Genomic DNA, 16,180 nt, shown 5'->3' on the forward strand with positions numbered 1-16,180 from the left:
CTAAGGAAACCATCGCGCACAATATAAGTGGTAGAAAAGACTTCGTAAACGGCACGAGAAAATCGGCGAAGCTGGATTAGTGCATGGAGTGTAGAAGACTCAAAGCACTGTGCGCACTACCAAGGTTGCAAAATACCTTCTGGATAGCGGACATTCACAAACGTGAGACCCTGAGCCGGTGCGCAACTTCCTGCCGCAATTCTATTTTTGGCAGCTAAAACCTCATCAATCCACTCAACAGGTCTGTGACCTCGGCCAATCTCAACCAGCGTGCCTACAATCGTTCGCACCATATTATGCAAGAAGGCGTTGCCAGTAATATCGACTGCAATGAGTTTCTCGCCAGCCTCTTCAATTTCTTCAACAGAAAGACGTTCAACAAAACGATGCGTCGGTTTGCCCTCAGCAGAAATTGCCTTACAGAAACTCTTAAAGTCATGCTCACCTACAAGCGCCTGCGCGGCCTTGTCCATAAGATCTGCATCCAAGTGTCCGTTGTACCACCACACATGATCCCAACCTAAAATGGGGCGAGCACTATCCGCGCAAATGCGATAACGATATGAGCGCGCCTGAGCGTCAAAACGTGCCGAGAAACCCTGTGGAGCGCGGAAGAGTTGTCGGATAGAGATGTCGTCGTCAGTCAGAGCAGTAAGCGAACGGACGAGTTTCTCGCCAGAAAACGACAGATCAGCATCGTATACGGGAAGGCTCACGTACTGTACCTGGGCGTGCACACCAGCATCGGTTCTACCTGCGCAGGTGAGCTCAACCTCTCTACGCAAAACGGTCTCGAGCGCGCGACGAAGGTCACCCGCCACACTACGCTGGGTAGGCTGTTCAGCAAAGCCACAGAAAGCAGCACCGCGATAACCTAGCTTGATAACAAGCGTGGCTTCAGACTCAGTAAGATCTTCAGCAGCTGATGGCTCAGCAAGAGATTCTTCATACGCATCAACACTGCAGCTTAATGCATTATTCTGTGATGTTACTGAGTTCATGAAACTCCCTGGAAGACTTTTGATACGCTTTCACTGATTGTATCTTAGGCTTGAAGTATATGCACTTACGTGGCTGTAAGATACTGTAGTGCTACAGTATTGCAAGCCCAATGCACAACGTAGTCCACAACAGCAGGACTACCCAATCTACAAGCTGCATTTTTGCGGAGATGCGTGTACGTTTTGCTGCACCAAGACAACGATCTGTCATGGCTTGTGCCATCTGATCTGCACGTTGAAATAACAATACAGTCAGCGGCACCAAAAGCGTAAACCATTTCTTGATTCGCTCGATAATACTACCTGATTCAAAATTGAACCCACGTGCCCTCTGGGCTGCTCTAATTTTGTCAAGCTCTTCTAATGTAAGTGGAATTGCTCTCAGTGCAATTGAAAGCACAATACTCAAACCATCCACGTCAACACGGATAAGGCGCAGCGGTATTAACAATACAGAAAAGCCATCGGCAAGCTGCGTAGGTGTAGTTGTTGACGCTACCGATAAAACCAGAGCTAAGGCAAGCAGCACGCGAGCAATAGCCACAGTACTTCTGTAAAAACCTGCCACAGAAAGCCCCACTGATCCGGAAAAAATAATATCGGGATGGCCAATAAACACCAGTGTATTGGCTACAAATGAAACAAGCAAAATGAAAGCAGCTGGCTTTGCAACGCGCATAAACTCTGACAAACTTACACGAGCACCCCACAAAAGGCTCACGCAAATCAAAGCAAATGCAGCAAATGCAAGTGACTGCTGAACATAAAAAAGAGCAATGATGCCCACAAGGGTAGCCACAATTTTTGTCTGCGCGGTCAACGAAGCAATCGAGATGCGCTTAAGCAGAGCACAGGGGCATTTAGACATAGCAAGCCTCCAAGAGCTCATGCAATACGCTTACAAACAGCGGACAATCAAGCTGCGCAATTTCATAGACCTGTGAATTTGTCTGAGCTTCTTGCACGCTGACGTTTGCAACAACACAGCCCTTCTCGAGAAATACTACTCTGTCGGCAAATGGAAGCCATTCGCTCACGTCATGTGTGATTGCAAGAACCGCCTTTCCCTCATTTGCCAGCTCACGAGCAAGATGAAGCATCTGCAGCCGTGCTTTGCCATCAAGTCCAGACGTTGCCTCATCAAACACCACCGCATACGTAGCGCAGGCAAGTGTTCCTGCAAGTGCTGCACGACGAGCTTGACCACCAGAAAGCGTCAGAGGAGACGCGTCCAGGACTTGCTGATCTAAACCAACACGTTCTGCTGCATACGCAACAAGCTTCTCAACATCATCTGGCGAGAAACTCTTGTTAATTGGACCAAAGGCAATATCTTCAGCAACACTTTTTGCAAAAAGCTGGTCCTGAGGTCGTTGGAAACATATACCAACATCTCCAGGACTTACCAACCTTGCATCGATTGACGCATGACCAGCGTCAGCCTTTATAAGGCCTGCCGCTACTCTAGCGCAGGTTGTTTTTCCAGATCCAGATGCACCAACCAAAACAACAAGCTCTCCCATAGAAGAAAGCGATACATCATGTAGGACTGGCTTATCAAATGCATGCGATACACCGCAAATTGCCAGCTCATGCGCTTCTCCTAGCGCCTGAATTCCGTCATAGTTGTTTGCTCGTACCACCTCAAGCGCGCGCTGATAGACCAGAGAATCTAAAGCATCAAACGCAAGGTTATTTTGGACAAGAAACAAAACAAGCTCTGAGACACTAAGCGGCGTATCAAAGTCATAACCAGCCTGCGCCGCTTGATGTGCTGTTGCAGTAAGTGCATCGTCAAAACCAGCGCGTGTAATCGCACTTGCATCTGACAGAAACTCTGTAGGAGTTCCCGCCCACACAAGGTGACTTTTCTCCAAAACAAGTACCTGGTCAGCTCCGGGAAGGGACTCAAATGAATGAGAAATCTCAAGCACACCTATTCCGTTAGCAACAAGATTATTTACTAATTTAGAGAGATGATTTCTAAATCGAGTGTCAAGCTGCGAAAACGCTTCATCAAGCACCAGATAGTTCGGATGCAGTGAAAGTGCTGCCGCAATAGCAACAAGTTGCTGTTGACCTCCAGAAAGAGTGTGTGTCGGCGCATCAACCAAATCAGCAATGCCACAGAGCTCAAGTGTTTGAGTAACGCGAGAAACAATATCTTCTTTAGGCAGTCCAAGATTAGCGGGACCAAAGGCAACCTCATCAAATACGGTTGCACAAACAAGCTGTGCAGTTGGATCTTGACGAACCATTCCCACAACGGAAGAAATCTGAGTAGACAGCACTTTAGCAGTTGAGTTACCGTCTACTAAAATCTCTCCAGATAAAGGAAAGAGCGATGCATTACAAAGATTTGCAAGCGTTGACTTGCCCGAGCCATTATGTCCAAGCACAACCGTCCTGGAGCCAGGATTTAGTGTAAATGAAACGTCATCTAGGGTTAGTGACATCTCTTGCTGAGAAAGGCTCTCAGTGGCTTTCACAGCATCTTTAAGAGTTGGGTCAGCCAGAGATTGTGTAGCAACCGAAGCATTGTATGCAAATGATACGTTTTTAAATTCAATCATGACAACCCTCCTCCATTTGAAAAAGAGGTCCCAGCAAAAAAGCCAGGACCTCTTTACATTCACTTTGACAGAAGTTACTCTGCAGCCTCTTCAGTCTGCTCGGTCTCCTCTGCTGGAGCCTCAGTCTCTTCTTCCTTTACAGGAGCAGCAGCAACCTTGGTTGCCTTAGCCTTCTTATTAGAAGCCTTTGACTGAACTGGCTCGGTAACGAGCTCAAGGATAACAACCTCAGAAGCATCGCCCTTACGAGGACCAAGCTTCATAATACGGGTGTAACCGCCGTTGCGGTCAGCCCACATACCCTGAGCAGCCTTGTCAAATACCTCACGGACAAGCTCTGCGTTACCAACCTTGGCCATAGCAAGACGACGTGCGTGAAGATCGCCGCGCTTTGCCCAAGTGATGACCTTGTCGACCTCACCGCGAACTGCTTTAGCGCGGACGTCAAGAGTCTTAATACGATCGTTAGTGAAAAGGGCTTGGATCAGGCTCTTCTTGATGGCCTTGGTGTGGCTAGCATCAGTACCAAGCTTCATGCCCCTCTTCTTATTGTGCCTCATAATTTACATTCTCCTATGCGTGACAAGGCGCGACTAAGCCTTAAGGGACAGGCCCATGCTCTCGAGCTTTTCCTTGACTTCTTCAATAGACTTAACACCAAAGTTTCTGATGTTGAGAAGATCGTTCTCAGAGAAATCAACGAGCTGGCGGACAGAGTGAATTCCTGCACGCTTGAGACAGTTGTAAGAACGGACGGAAAGATCCAAATCCTCAACCTGCTTCTCAAGCTCGGAATCATCCTCGACATCTGCCTTAGCAAAAATCGAAGCCTCTTCCTGAGTCTCATCAAAATCAGTAAGTCCCATGAATGCGCTCATGTGCTGGTTAATGATGTTTGCAGCCTCAACAACAGCCTCACGAGGGCTGATTGCACCATTGGTCTCAACCTCAAGCACCAGACGATCATAGTCGGTGTGACGGCCAACACGGCAAGGCTCAACAGCCTTAGCGCAGCGACGAACAGGCGAGAAAATCGAATCAACGTGAATAAATCCAATTGGATCATTCTCACGCTCGTTATCCTCACCAGAAACATAACCGCGACCATTACCAATGCGAAGTCTCATTGAAAGATGAGCTCCCTCAGCAAGAGCGCAAATGTGCTGAGCAGGGTTAACCAGCTCATAGCCCATAGGAACATCAAGATCAGCACCAGTGACTGTGCAAGGACCATCAACAGAGATAGAAGCCTCAGCCTCATCAGAGTTGTTGGTGTTGCGGAAAACTAGGCCCTTAACGTTCAGAACGATATCTGTAACGTCCTCATAGACGCCTTCAACCGTAGTGAACTCATGCTGAACGCCATCAATCTGGATGGCCTCAACCGCAGCTCCCTCAAGAGAGGAAAGCAGTACGCGGCGGAGGGAGTTGCCAAGCGTGTCACCATAGCCACGCTCAAGCGGCTCTACGCTCACACGAGCGACGTTTGCGCCGATTTCATCTACCGACACGTTTGGTCGGATAAATTCGGACATTGCTACCTCCAAAACGGGTCGGGCTTACTTAGAGTAAAGCTCGACGATCAGCTGTGCGTCAATCTCAAGGTCAATCTGATCGCGGGTTGGAAGCTGAAGAACAGTGCCCTGCAGCTTCTCAATGTCAACCTCAAGCCATGCAGGAACTGCCATGTGCTCAGATGAAATGAGAGCTTCCTTGATGGGGAGAAGATCCTTTGCCTTGGAAGCAACGGCGATAACATCGCCGCTCTTTACGCGATATGAAGGAATGTCAACGCGCTGACCGTTAACGGTGATGTGACCGTGACGAACAGTCTGACGAGCCTCTTTACGTGTACGAGCAAAGCCAAGACGGAAGATGACATTGTCAAGACGAGTCTCAAGAATGCTCATCAAGTTGTCACCAGTAATGCCTGGGTTCTTCTTAGCCATCTCATAGTAGCCGTGGAACTGGTTCTCAAGGACGCCGTAAATGAACTTAGCCTTCTGCTTCTCACGGAGCTGCATACCGTACTCGCTCTCCTGGCGGCGACGGCGACGTGGCTCACGGTTAGAAGTCTTATTGATCCCCATCACAACGGGATCGATGCCAAGCTGACGACATCTTTTAAGGACCGGGGTCCTATCAATTGCCATTTGCTTGTCCTTTCGTGCTAGTTGCGACGGCGCTTTTTAGGACGGCAGCCGTTGTGTGCAATAGGTGTCTTATCCTGAATACCCGAAACCTCAAGGCCTGCTGCCTGAAGAGAACGGATTGCGGTCTCGCGACCAGAGCCTGGGCCCTTAACAAAAACAGCTACCTTGTGGAGACCGTGCTCCATTGCTGCCTTTGCTGCTGCCTCTGCTGCAAGCTGTGCAGCAAAAGGAGTGGACTTACGAGAGCCCTTGAAGCCGACGGTACCACCGGACTGCCAGGAAATAACATTACCCTGGGGATCAGAAATAGAGACAATCGTATTATTGAATGTACTCTTGATGTGGGCCTGGCCCACTGCAATGTTTTTACGCTCGGAGCGGCGGACGCGTGTAGTGCGAGCGTTCTTTTTCTGTGCCATTAGCTACTCCTCGCCTACTTCTTCTTGCCGCCCACCTGACGCTTCTTACCCTTACGAGTACGAGCGTTAGTGTGGGTACGCTGACCGTGGACAGGGAGGCCCTTACGGTGACGAAGGCCGCGGTAGCAGCCAATCTCCATCAGACGGGCAACATTTTGACGCACCTCGCGGCGAAGATCGCCCTCGGTGGTGTAATTAGCGTCAATATAGTCACGAATCTTGGTGACTTCTTCCTCTGTGAGGTCCTTGACGCGAGTATTTACATCGATACCAGTCTCGTTGCAAACCTTAGTTGCACGAGTCTGACCAATGCCGTAAAGATAGGTGAGTCCGACCTCAACGCGCTTATCGCGTGGTAGGTCGACGCCGTTAATACGGGCCAACTTGGTGCTCCTTCCTTAGCCCTGACGCTGCTTGTGGCGCGGGTTCTCGCAAATCACGTAAACCTTACCATGGCGACGGATGACTTTGCACTTGTCGCACATCTTCTTTACCGAAGGACGTACCTTCATGTGTCTTCCTTTCGGTTCTGCTGATACGAACTATATACTCGCCCAGCCGCTGGCGTGAAATACCGACTGTACTTACGTACATATGCCCTTGCAACACGCGCAAAGACACAAATAGTCTTATGCATGACATAAGACTGAATTTTACTTACTTATAACGGTAAGTAATGCGACCCCTGGTAAGATCATAAGGAGAAATCTCTACTACAACCTTATCACCAGGGAGAATTCGAATGTAATTCATTCGAATCTTGCCTGAGATGGTGCAAAGGATGGTCTTGCCGTTTTCTAACTCAACGTTAAACATAGCGTTTGGCAGGGGTTCTAATACCTTGCCTTCAAGCTCAATCGCGTCTTGTTTAGCCAACTTTCATCCTCTCGACACATCGACAGCGGTTATCAATAATACATAAAATTGTTCCTCTCGTCTATCACTTATTTTTTCAACACAATTAGACAGCGAGAAAAACAATGTATTTGTTACTCAAGTCCACCTTGCATCTCACACCATGGACCGACCTCGTCCTCTGAGACGATAACAGGTCCATCGGCAGTAATAGCAACAGTGTTCTCATAATGCGCAGATGGCAAGCCATCGTCAGTGACAACGGTCCAACCATTTTCAAGAACAGTACAATCGTAAGTACCCATGGCAATCATTGGCTCAATTGCAATTACCATTCCCTCACGAAGAACAATTCCATTACCTGCACGGCCATAGTTTCTGACCTCTGGATCCTCATGAAGATTACGACCAATACCATGACCAACAAAATCACGAATGACGCCATAGCCATTATCTTCTGCAAGCTTTTGGACTGCATGTCCTACATCACCAAGGCGAGCGCCTGGAACAGCAGCTGCAATACCTGCTTTAAGGCAATCGCGTGTAACCTCACAAAGTGCCTGGGTTTTCTCGTCAACTGTTCCACAGTAGAACGTCCAAGCGTTATCTCCCGCCCAACCGTTAACGGTAGCACCAGTATCAATGGTCAGAATATCGCCATCTTGCAAAATGACGTTAGCTGATGGAATACCGTGAACAATCTGTTCATTAATAGAAGAACAAACAGATCCAGGAAATCCGCCATAACCTTTAAAAGTAGGTGTTCCGCCATGAAGTTTAATAAAAGCTTCGACAGCGCGGTCAATTTCGAGCGTTGAAACACCAGGTCTAATCATGGATCCAGCACGGCGAAGAGCTGCCTTAGAAAGAGCACCCGACACCTTCATAGCCTCGATTTGTTCAGGTGTTTTTATTGTAATCATAGTGAGAGGAGCGTCTTTACGTCGGCGAATACCTCGTCAACAGGACGATCTCCGTTGACCTCCTTCAGAATTCCATGTCCTTTATAGTACTCAATCAAAGGAGAAGTCTGATTCTTGTAAACATCAAGGCGTTTACGAATAGTTTCTGGCTTATCGTCATCGCGTTGATACATCTCACCAGAACAATTTGGGCAAATCTCAGTACCAGCGGGCGCAGTATAACCACACTCTTTGCAGGTACGACGAGAAGAAAGACGTTCAACAATAACTTCTGGCTCAACAGCAACAAGCAAAGCTGCATCAAGCTTGAGGCCCATATTCTGAAGCTCAAAATCAAGGGTTACTGCCTGAGCAGTATTGCGTGGAAAACCATCAAGAATAAAACCAGCCTTTGCATCGTCTGCAGAAAGGCGCTCTTTAACCAAATCAATTACAAGCTGATCTGGAACAAGCTGACCAGCATCCATATACTCTTTAGCCTTAATACCAAGCTCTGATTGAGCTTTAACAGCAGCACGAAGAAGGTCACCGGTTGAGATGTGAGCAAGTCCATACTCTGCAACGAGCTTCTGAGCCTGTGTACCCTTGCCAGCGCCAGGTGCGCCGAGAAGAACAATGTTCATGCTTCGCCTTCCTTTCAAATAATAAAAGGGGCCTGTTTCCAGGCCCCTTTATGATACGTATTAAGAACTACTTAAAGAAGCCCTCATAATTGTGCATCTTAAGATGGGACTCAATGGAAGAGAGTGTATCCATTGCAACACCGACCATAATCAGGACAGAAGTTCCACCAAATGCCTGTATCAACGAATCGCCTGTGAACCAGAAAATAATAGTTGGAACGATTGCAAGAACTGCCATAAAGATAGCACCGGGGAGGGTAACTCTGTCAATAACAGTCTTGATATACGTTGAAGTGGCAGTACCTGGTCGAACACCAGGAATAAAACCACCCTGCTTCTTAAGCTGGTCTGCTGTCTCCTCTGGATTGAACACCATTGAAGTGTAGAAATAAGCAAAGAAGACAATGAATATAACTGAGAGAACCCAGTTAACCCAACCAGAAGAAAGTGAAGTAGCAAACTTCTGCATCCACTCTACTCCTGGGAAGAACACAGCAACCTGAGCAGGAAGATATAGGATTGCAGATGCAAAGATAATTGGTACAACGCCTGCAGTATTTACCTTAATTGGAAGGTAAGTTGACTGACCACCCATCATACGACGACCAACAACGCGCTTGGCATAGTTGATAGGAATACGACGCTGACCACGCTCAATGTAAACAATGAGCGGAATAATAGCGAGCATAACCACAACAGTAACAACGGTAAGAACAATATTTCCACGAGTAGTTACTGAAGAGATAAGGGCTGTTGGAAGTCCAGCCATAATGTTTGCAAAGATAATCAAACTCATTCCGTTGCCAACACCCTGCTGAGTAATAACTTCACCGAGCCACATAATAATAATGGCACCGACTAGCATGGTAAAAACTACCAGGAAGTTTTCAAGTGCCTCAGGCACGCCCTCCATAGATGCAAAAGATACACCATAGCTCTTAAACAAGAACAGGTATCCAATTGCATTGAGCAGAGCTAAGCCAACCGTAAGATTACGCGTGTACTGCGTAATCTTACGCTGACCGCTCTCTCCATCTTTAGCAAGCTCACCAAGAGATGGAATAACGGACTGCATCATCTGGAAGATGATCTGAGCCGTAATGTAAGGCATAATGCCCAGACTGAAAACAGACATGCGAGAAAGAGCGCCACCCGAAAATAGGTTAAGCACGGCCATTGCACCATTCTTAGCAAGACCATTCTGATATGCAGAAAGCATCTGCTGGAATGGAGCACCGGGCACAGGAAGATATGCACCAAAACGGTACAGAAGAAGAATCAGTACCGTAAGGAGAATCTTTCCCCTTAGTTCCGGAATACGAAATGCGTTGGCGATTCCTTTACTCACTACTCGGCCTCAACCTTTCCACCGGCCGCCTCGATCTTAGCCTTTGCAGAGGCGGAAACCTTGTCGACCTTAACAGTAAGCTTCTTAGAAAGCTCGCCGTCGCCCAGAACCTTGACTGGGATGTAGTTGTACTTAATAACTCCCTTAGCAACCAGAGTATCTGCGTCTACGGTCTCGCCGTCTGCAAAAAGAGCATTCAGACGAGCAACGTTGACTGGAGCGTACTCAACACGGTTGTGGTTAGTAAAACCAGGAAGCTTAGGAAGACGCATAGCCAGTGGCTGCTGTCCACCCTCGAAGCCAGCGCCCTTACCGCCACCAGAGCGGGAGAGCTGACCATTCATACCGCGGCCGGCAAAAGTACCATTGCCTGAAGAATTACCGCGACCTACGCGCTTACGATTTTTGCGCGAACCCACTGCGGGGCGAAGATCATTGAGCTGCATTATTACTACCTCTAGTTCTCTTCAACCTCGACAAGGTGCTTAACCTTGAAGATCATTCCACGAATGCTTGGGTTATCAGGCTGCTCGACGGTATCGCCGATCTTGTGGAGGCCGAGGGCCTTCACCGTAGCAGTCTGGTCCTTCTTGACGCCTGCAACAGCGCCACGGACAAGCTTGATGCTAAGGTTCTTAGCCATCGTTAGTTCTCCTTTCCGACGAACATATCGCCGACGGTTAGACCACGACGCTCAGCTGCTTCTTCTGGGCTGGAAAGCTCCTTCAGACCCTCAGCTGCTGCCTTAATCATGTTCAGAGCGTTGTCGGTACCAAGAGACTTAGAAAGTACATTGGTGATACCTGCAAGCTCGAAGAGTGGACGAATAGGACCGCCAGCAATAACACCAGTACCCTCGAATGCAGGCTTAATAAGAACAGAACCTGCACCATAGCGACCAGTAACTGCATGTGGTACGGAACCAGTCTCGGTCAATGGAACCTTAAACATGTTCCTCTTTGCGTCCTCGACGCCCTTCTGAATTGCCAGAGGTACCTCAGCGGAACGACCCTGGCCAATACCAACGTTACCCTTACCGTCGCCAACAACTACCAGAGCAACGAGTGACATACGGCGGCCACCCTTAACGGTCTTGGAAACGCGGTGAATATAAACGACGCGCTCCTGAAGATCCGTATCCTGCTGGCGCTTACGATCACGTGCCATTGAATCCTCCTAGAACTTCAGGCCCGCGTTGCGGGCGCCATCTGCCAAAGCCTTAACGCGGCCGTGATAAAGACGACCACCACGGTCAAAAGTGACCTCAGTGACGTTCTTCTCGGCAGCGCGCTTACCGATAAGCTCACCTACGAACTCAGCTGCCTCCTTGTTGGAGCCAACCTTGCCAGTAGAACGGAACTCTGGGTCAAGCGTAGAGGCAGAGCAGAGAGTTCTTCCAGAAGCGTCGTCAATAAGCTGTGCATAAATGTTTGCGTTTGAACGGTGAACTGCAAGACGCGGACGCTCAGATGTACCAAAGACCTTGGCACGTACGCGGCGCTTGCGGCGTTCAAGACCCGCCTTTTTCGCCTGCTGCTTTTTCATTCCTTCTCCTTAGAGACATGCCATCACCTAACGGGGTGATGGTCTTTTAGCCTAAAAGTAGGGTTGCTTTACTTAGCAGCCTTACCGAGCTTCCTGCGGATGTGCTCACCTTCGTAGTGAATGCCCTTGCCCTTGTAAGGCTCTGGTGGACGCTTCATACGAATCTCAGCTGCAACCTGACCGACCTTCTCCTTAGAAATACCCTTAACAGTAATGTGAGTGTTATCAGGTACCTCAAAGCTAATGCCCTCAGGTGCAACATAAAGAACTGGGTGAGAATAACCAAGAGAAAGGTCAAGATCCTTGCCCTTAAGTGCTACACGGTAACCAACGCCGGTGAGTTCGAGCTTCTTCTCGAAGCCCTCAGAAACACCAACAACCATGTTGTGGATAAGGGTGCGGACAAGACCCTGCTGTGCATTAGACTCAGAGGACTCGTCAACGCGAGTAACAAGAATCTCCTCGCCCTCATGAGCAATAGAAACAAGCTCAGTGAAAGTACGAGTCAGCTCACCCTTAGAACCCTTAACGGTAACGGTGGTGTTATCAACTGTCACAGTGACTCCAGCAGGAATCTGGACAGGCTTCTTACCAATACGAGACACGGCTGTCTCCTTTCATTCCTGTCAGATTTACCAAACGTAAGCGATGACCTCGCCGCCAACGCCAGCCTTGCGAGCGTCGCGGTCGCACATCATGCCCTTAGAAGTGGAAACCACTGCGGTACCAAGACCACCAAGAACGCGTGGAAGCTTCTCAGCGGTGGAGTAAATGCGCAGGCCAGGCTTAGAAATGCAACGAATGCCGCGAATAATCTTAGCGCGCTTCTTACCGTACTTAAGGGTGATGTGAAGAGTCTTCTGAGGCTTGGTGTCCTCAACGGTATAACCCTCGACATAGCCCTCTTCGGTGATGACACGAGCAATCTCAACGAGCACCTTGCTCGATGGCATGGATACAGAATCCTTGCCAGCTGAGTTTGCGTTACGAATACGCGTCAGCATGTCTGAAATGGGATCGGTAATTTTCATTTGATCCTTCTCCTTCGTTAATGATGAAACTGCGTGTCTGGTTCATCTACACCCGTGGCGCAGATGCCTTGACGCCAGAGCTCTGAGTCCTACCAGCTTGCCTTGCGGACACCAGGAAGCTCGCCTTTGCTCGCTAGTTCACGGAAGCACACACGGCACAGACCAAACTTGCGATAAACGGAGTGGGGACGTCCACAACGCTGGCAACGGTTCTGTGTGCGCGTAGAGTACTTCGGCTCACGCGAGGCTTTGACGATCATCGAAGTCTTAGCCACAAATCCTCCTTCAAAATGCAACTTGGCGAACGCCAAGATGACTTCAAACAATAGTGCTGGTGACTATGTCACCCGGCATCAGAGATGCCAACAGGAGTGCGCTTAACTTAAGCGCAGGTAAAAGTTAGTCCTGTTTGAATGGGAAGTGGAAAGCTTCAAGAAGTGCCTTGCCTTCCTCATTGGTGTTAGCAGTAGTGACAATGGTGATGTCCATACCACGAGTGTGGTCCACCTTGTCAAAGTCAATCTCTGGGAAGATGAGCTGCTCAGTTACGCCCATGGAGAAGTTACCACGGCCGTCGAAGCTCTTAGTAGAGATACCACGGAAGTCGCGAATACGAGGAATTGCAACTGCGATCAGACGATCCAGGAACTCCCACATACGATCGCCACGAAGGGTAACTTTAGCGCCAATTGGCATACCCTGGCGAAGCTTAAAAGTTGCGATAGACTTACGAGCATGTGTAACAAGTGGCTGCTGACCAGTAATGGTGCGCAGGTCGTTTACAGCGCCGTCAATTGCCTTAGCGTCTGTAGCTGCCTCGCCAACACCCATGTTGACAACAATCTTCTCAAACTTAGGAATCTGGTTTACGTTGGTGTAACCAAATTTCTCCTTCAGAGCATCACGCACAGATGCGTAATAAAGCTCTTTAAGGCGAGGTGTGTACTTCTCGTCTGCCATGGTTTCTCCTTAACTCTTGGGGTTTTAAGTGCGGGGACCGCCTCGCACCTCCTAGTTTGGCAAACTAGGAGCCATCTGCATCCTCGAGACATACGTGTCCCATAGAAAGACGCAATGAATAATATTAGACCTTATTAAGCAAAAATAGGGCGAGAATTTCAAGCTAACTGATATTTTTTCGTGTCATCACACGACTTCCACACGACACAGTACTTCTCACTCAAAAGAAACCCCGCTATCTAACGATAACGGGGTTCAAAATAGCTCTGTGATGTTTCTTAATAAACGAGAAACACGTGTGAACTTAGAGCTCAGCACCTGACTTCTTGGAGACGCGGACCTTAGTGCCGTCCTCCTTAATCAGGTAGCCAACACGGGTTGGCTTGTCAGTCTTAGGGTCGATAAGAGCAACATTGGAAGCGTCGATTACTGCCTCTGCCTCAACGATGCCACCCTGCTGGTTAGCTGCGTTTGGCTTGACATGGCGCTTTACAATTGCAACGCCCTCAACGACAACCTTGTTCTTCTCTGGATATACGCGAAGTACTTCGCCGCGCTTACCCTTGTCCTTACCAGTGAGGACCTCGACCTTGTCGCCCTTCTTGATCTTCATCTTAGGCATGTCGTTCCTCCTTAAAGGGTCTCAGGTGCAAGTGAGACAATCTTCATGTACTTGTGGTCGCGCAGCTCGCGAGCGACTGGTCCAAAGATACGAGTACCCTTGGGCTCACCCTCTTTGTTAACAAGAACGCATGCGTTCTGGTCAAAGCGGATGTAGCTACCGTCCTTGCGACGGGTGTCCTTAGCGGTACGAACGATGACACAGCGAACAATGTCGCCCTTCTTCACCGAACCACCTGGAGTAGCCTCCTGGACAGCGCCAATGATAACGTCGGCAAGGCCGGCGTAACGACGCTTGGAGCCACCAAGGACCTTGACGCACTTTACGCGCCTTGCGCCGCTGTTATCAGCGACGTTGAGAATGGTCTCCATCTGAATCATGTGACGTTCCTCCGGAACCTAATTTCTTAGAGGTGCACGTATTTGCACACATAAGAAATAATGATAGATACAAAACTAGGTTTAGCTCAAAGCTGATTCCTAGGTGCTAATTACTTAGCGCGCTCAACGATCTCTGCGAGACGCCAACGCTTGGTCTTGGAAAGAGGACGAGTCTCCATGACACGGACGGTATCGCCCAGACCAGCCTCGTTGTTCTCATCATGAACGTGAAGCTTCTTGCCGATGGTCATCATCTTGCCATACTTAGGGTGGTGCTTACGGTAAGTAATCTCTACCGTAATCGTCTTCTCGCCAGAGATGGAGACGACGAGTCCGGTACGAACCTTACGCGCATTTCTGCTTTCGGTCTCTGCCATAACTTATCTCCTGCGATCTAGTTCTGCTCTGCGGCTGATTCCGCAGCGATTTGACGGGTACGCATCTCAGTCTGAACGCGAGCAATATCGCGCTTAACAGCCTTGACACGAGCGGTGTTGTCCAGCTGGCTAGTTGCCATCTGGAAACGAAGATTAAAGAGCTCTGCGCGGCCTTCCTCGAGTTTCTTAGCGAGGTCTGCATCGCTCATAGCCTTGATTTCGGTGTACTTCATTAGTTCTCACCGTCCTGATCGGCCTTGGAGACAATCTTGGTCTTAATTGGAAGCTTGTGCTGAGCAAGACGAAGAGCCTCACGAGCAACTTCCTCTGGTACGCCATCAATCTCGAACATGATACGACCAGGCTTAACAACTGCTACCCACTCTTCTGGATTACCTTTACCGGAACCCATACGAGTCTCTGCAGGCTTCTTGGTGATTGGCTTATCTGGGAAGATAGTAATCCACACCTTACCGCCACGCTTCATCTCACGAGTGAGAGCAATACGAGCAGCCTCAATCTGGCGGTTAGTAATCCAGTGAGCCTCCTCTGCACGGATACCCCAGGTACCAAAATGCAACTGGGTATTACCCTTTGCCTGGCCCTTCATGGAACCGCGCTGTACCTTACGGTGCAATACACGCTTTGGAGCAAGCATTAACGGCCCCTCCTCTCATTGCGAGCACGACGAGGACGAGCGGAGCCCTCAAGAGCTGGATTAGGTGTTGGCTGTCCAGGCATCTTCTCGCCGAAGTAAATCCAAACCTTGATACCAACAGCACCCATAGTAGTGCGGCCTGTTGCTGTACCATAGCCGATTGCAGCACGAAGGGTGTGCAGAGGCACGCGACCCTCACGATACCACTCACGACGGCCCATCTCAGCGCCGTTTAAACGACCGGAGCACTGGATACGAATACCCTTAGCACCTGCCTTACGAGCGGACTGAACAGCCTTACGCATAGCGCGACGGAAAGCGACACGCTGCTCAAGCTGCTCTGCGATGGACTGAGCAACGAGGTTTGCATCAAGCTCAGGACGCTTAACCTCAACAACATCAACATTGACCTGACCCTTGCCAACCTTAGCAACACGCTCAAGATCTGCACGGAGGCCATCAATCTCTGCACCCTTTTTGCCAATGACAATACCAGGACGTGCGGAGAAAATAGTTACCTTGACCTTATCGCCAGCGCGCTCGATATCAATACGGGCAACAGCTGCCTTCTCAAGGCGCTTCTCAAGATACTTGCGGATAGCAAGATCGTTGCCGAGCTGCTCGGCGTAGTCCTTATCGGCGTACCAACGAGAACGCCAGCTCTCAGTTACACCAAGACGAAAGCCTGTAGGCTGTACTTTCTGACCCATTC

The 16,180-nt window shown here is 49.2% G+C and carries 27 protein-coding genes; all 27 read right to left on the reverse strand.

What is annotated here, in order from left to right:
• Nucleotides 1-116 precede the first annotated feature (116 nt).
• A complete protein-coding gene (gene truA, locus APAR_RS05780) occupies nucleotides 117-1,001 on the reverse strand; it encodes a tRNA pseudouridine(38-40) synthase TruA (RefSeq protein WP_012809214.1) in 885 nt (294 codons plus the stop codon).
• 91 nt (nucleotides 1,002-1,092) lie between these two features.
• Complete coding sequence (locus tag APAR_RS05785; RefSeq protein WP_012809215.1) at nucleotides 1,093-1,869, reverse strand: energy-coupling factor transporter transmembrane component T family protein; 777 nt, start codon at nucleotides 1,867-1,869, stop codon at nucleotides 1,093-1,095.
• Nucleotides 1,862-3,574, reverse strand: coding sequence for an ABC transporter ATP-binding protein (locus tag APAR_RS07480; protein WP_012809216.1), 1,713 nt, complete (start codon nucleotides 3,572-3,574; stop codon nucleotides 1,862-1,864). Before APAR_RS07480 ends, APAR_RS05785 begins: the two co-directional genes overlap by 8 nt.
• 74 nt (nucleotides 3,575-3,648) lie before the next feature.
• The gene (gene rplQ, locus APAR_RS05795; RefSeq protein WP_012809217.1) at nucleotides 3,649-4,134 is read right to left on the reverse strand and encodes a 50S ribosomal protein L17; all 486 of its coding nucleotides are present in this window, start codon (nucleotides 4,132-4,134) and stop codon (nucleotides 3,649-3,651) included.
• Nucleotides 4,135-4,167: 33 nt separating this feature from the next.
• Nucleotides 4,168-5,109 (reverse strand): DNA-directed RNA polymerase subunit alpha, encoded by a 942-nt coding sequence (locus APAR_RS05800; protein ID WP_012809218.1) that lies wholly within the window; start codon nucleotides 5,107-5,109, stop codon nucleotides 4,168-4,170.
• Between the two features lie 24 nt (nucleotides 5,110-5,133).
• The gene (gene rpsD / locus APAR_RS05805; protein WP_012809219.1) at nucleotides 5,134-5,727 is read right to left on the reverse strand and encodes a 30S ribosomal protein S4; all 594 of its coding nucleotides are present in this window, start codon (nucleotides 5,725-5,727) and stop codon (nucleotides 5,134-5,136) included.
• A gap of 17 nt (nucleotides 5,728-5,744) precedes the next feature.
• Complete coding sequence (gene rpsK, locus APAR_RS05810) at nucleotides 5,745-6,146, reverse strand: 30S ribosomal protein S11 (protein ID WP_012809220.1); 402 nt, start codon at nucleotides 6,144-6,146, stop codon at nucleotides 5,745-5,747.
• Nucleotides 6,147-6,160: 14 nt separating this feature from the next.
• On the reverse strand, nucleotides 6,161-6,529 hold the full coding sequence (gene rpsM, locus APAR_RS05815) for a 30S ribosomal protein S13 (protein ID WP_012809221.1): 369 nt from the start codon (nucleotides 6,527-6,529) through the stop codon (nucleotides 6,161-6,163).
• 15 nt (nucleotides 6,530-6,544) lie between these two features.
• Complete coding sequence (gene rpmJ, locus APAR_RS05820; protein ID WP_002563183.1) at nucleotides 6,545-6,658, reverse strand: 50S ribosomal protein L36; 114 nt, start codon at nucleotides 6,656-6,658, stop codon at nucleotides 6,545-6,547.
• Between the two features lie 145 nt (nucleotides 6,659-6,803).
• A complete protein-coding gene (infA, locus tag APAR_RS05825; RefSeq protein WP_012809222.1) occupies nucleotides 6,804-7,022 on the reverse strand; it encodes a translation initiation factor IF-1 in 219 nt (72 codons plus the stop codon).
• A gap of 113 nt (nucleotides 7,023-7,135) precedes the next feature.
• A complete protein-coding gene (gene map, locus APAR_RS05830; RefSeq protein ID WP_012809223.1) occupies nucleotides 7,136-7,924 on the reverse strand; it encodes a type I methionyl aminopeptidase in 789 nt (262 codons plus the stop codon).
• The gene (locus APAR_RS05835; RefSeq protein ID WP_012809224.1) at nucleotides 7,921-8,547 is read right to left on the reverse strand and encodes an adenylate kinase; all 627 of its coding nucleotides are present in this window, start codon (nucleotides 8,545-8,547) and stop codon (nucleotides 7,921-7,923) included. The genes map and APAR_RS05835 overlap by 4 nt, the downstream gene beginning before the upstream one ends.
• Before the next feature lie 67 nt (nucleotides 8,548-8,614).
• Nucleotides 8,615-9,895 (reverse strand): preprotein translocase subunit SecY, encoded by a 1,281-nt coding sequence (gene secY / locus APAR_RS05840; RefSeq protein ID WP_012809225.1) that lies wholly within the window; start codon nucleotides 9,893-9,895, stop codon nucleotides 8,615-8,617.
• Nucleotides 9,895-10,341 carry a 50S ribosomal protein L15 gene (gene rplO, locus APAR_RS05845; protein WP_012809226.1) on the reverse strand — a complete coding sequence of 149 codons (447 nt, stop codon included), beginning with the start codon at nucleotides 10,339-10,341 and terminating at the stop codon, nucleotides 9,895-9,897. The genes secY and rplO overlap by 1 nt, the downstream gene beginning before the upstream one ends.
• Before the next feature lie 11 nt (nucleotides 10,342-10,352).
• A complete protein-coding gene (gene rpmD / locus APAR_RS05850; protein ID WP_012809227.1) occupies nucleotides 10,353-10,538 on the reverse strand; it encodes a 50S ribosomal protein L30 in 186 nt (61 codons plus the stop codon).
• Between the two features lie 2 nt (nucleotides 10,539-10,540).
• Nucleotides 10,541-11,062 (reverse strand): 30S ribosomal protein S5, encoded by a 522-nt coding sequence (rpsE, locus tag APAR_RS05855; protein ID WP_012809228.1) that lies wholly within the window; start codon nucleotides 11,060-11,062, stop codon nucleotides 10,541-10,543.
• 9 nt (nucleotides 11,063-11,071) lie between these two features.
• Nucleotides 11,072-11,440: a 50S ribosomal protein L18 gene (gene rplR / locus APAR_RS05860; RefSeq protein WP_012809229.1), complete on the reverse strand. Its 369-nt coding sequence runs from the start codon at nucleotides 11,438-11,440 to the stop codon at nucleotides 11,072-11,074.
• A 68-nt stretch (nucleotides 11,441-11,508) separates the two neighbouring features.
• Nucleotides 11,509-12,045, reverse strand: a complete 537-nt coding sequence (gene rplF, locus APAR_RS05865) for a 50S ribosomal protein L6 (protein ID WP_012809230.1) — start codon at nucleotides 12,043-12,045, stop codon at nucleotides 11,509-11,511.
• Between the two features lie 27 nt (nucleotides 12,046-12,072).
• Nucleotides 12,073-12,471 (reverse strand): 30S ribosomal protein S8, encoded by a 399-nt coding sequence (gene rpsH / locus APAR_RS05870; protein WP_012809231.1) that lies wholly within the window; start codon nucleotides 12,469-12,471, stop codon nucleotides 12,073-12,075.
• Nucleotides 12,472-12,560: 89 nt separating this feature from the next.
• Nucleotides 12,561-12,746 carry a type Z 30S ribosomal protein S14 gene (locus APAR_RS07255; protein WP_012809232.1) on the reverse strand — a complete coding sequence of 62 codons (186 nt, stop codon included), beginning with the start codon at nucleotides 12,744-12,746 and terminating at the stop codon, nucleotides 12,561-12,563.
• Nucleotides 12,747-12,870: 124 nt separating this feature from the next.
• Nucleotides 12,871-13,431, reverse strand: coding sequence for a 50S ribosomal protein L5 (gene rplE / locus APAR_RS05875; protein ID WP_012809233.1), 561 nt, complete (start codon nucleotides 13,429-13,431; stop codon nucleotides 12,871-12,873).
• A 304-nt stretch (nucleotides 13,432-13,735) separates the two neighbouring features.
• On the reverse strand, nucleotides 13,736-14,053 hold the full coding sequence (gene rplX / locus APAR_RS05880; protein WP_012809234.1) for a 50S ribosomal protein L24: 318 nt from the start codon (nucleotides 14,051-14,053) through the stop codon (nucleotides 13,736-13,738).
• 11 nt (nucleotides 14,054-14,064) lie between these two features.
• A complete protein-coding gene (gene rplN / locus APAR_RS05885; protein WP_012809235.1) occupies nucleotides 14,065-14,433 on the reverse strand; it encodes a 50S ribosomal protein L14 in 369 nt (122 codons plus the stop codon).
• A gap of 110 nt (nucleotides 14,434-14,543) precedes the next feature.
• Nucleotides 14,544-14,810: a 30S ribosomal protein S17 gene (gene rpsQ / locus APAR_RS05890; RefSeq protein ID WP_012809236.1), complete on the reverse strand. Its 267-nt coding sequence runs from the start codon at nucleotides 14,808-14,810 to the stop codon at nucleotides 14,544-14,546.
• 17 nt (nucleotides 14,811-14,827) lie between these two features.
• A complete protein-coding gene (rpmC, locus tag APAR_RS05895) occupies nucleotides 14,828-15,043 on the reverse strand; it encodes a 50S ribosomal protein L29 (protein ID WP_012809237.1) in 216 nt (71 codons plus the stop codon).
• Complete coding sequence (gene rplP / locus APAR_RS05900) at nucleotides 15,043-15,468, reverse strand: 50S ribosomal protein L16 (protein ID WP_012809238.1); 426 nt, start codon at nucleotides 15,466-15,468, stop codon at nucleotides 15,043-15,045. Before rplP ends, rpmC begins: the two co-directional genes overlap by 1 nt.
• Nucleotides 15,468-16,178 carry a 30S ribosomal protein S3 gene (gene rpsC / locus APAR_RS05905; RefSeq protein ID WP_012809239.1) on the reverse strand — a complete coding sequence of 237 codons (711 nt, stop codon included), beginning with the start codon at nucleotides 16,176-16,178 and terminating at the stop codon, nucleotides 15,468-15,470. Before rpsC ends, rplP begins: the two co-directional genes overlap by 1 nt.
• Nucleotides 16,179-16,180: the final 2 nt, after the last annotated feature.

Origin of the sequence: Lancefieldella parvula DSM 20469 (genome assembly GCF_000024225.1) — a bacterium.
In the GTDB taxonomy this organism is placed as follows: domain Bacteria; phylum Actinomycetota; class Coriobacteriia; order Coriobacteriales; family Atopobiaceae; genus Lancefieldella; species Lancefieldella parvula.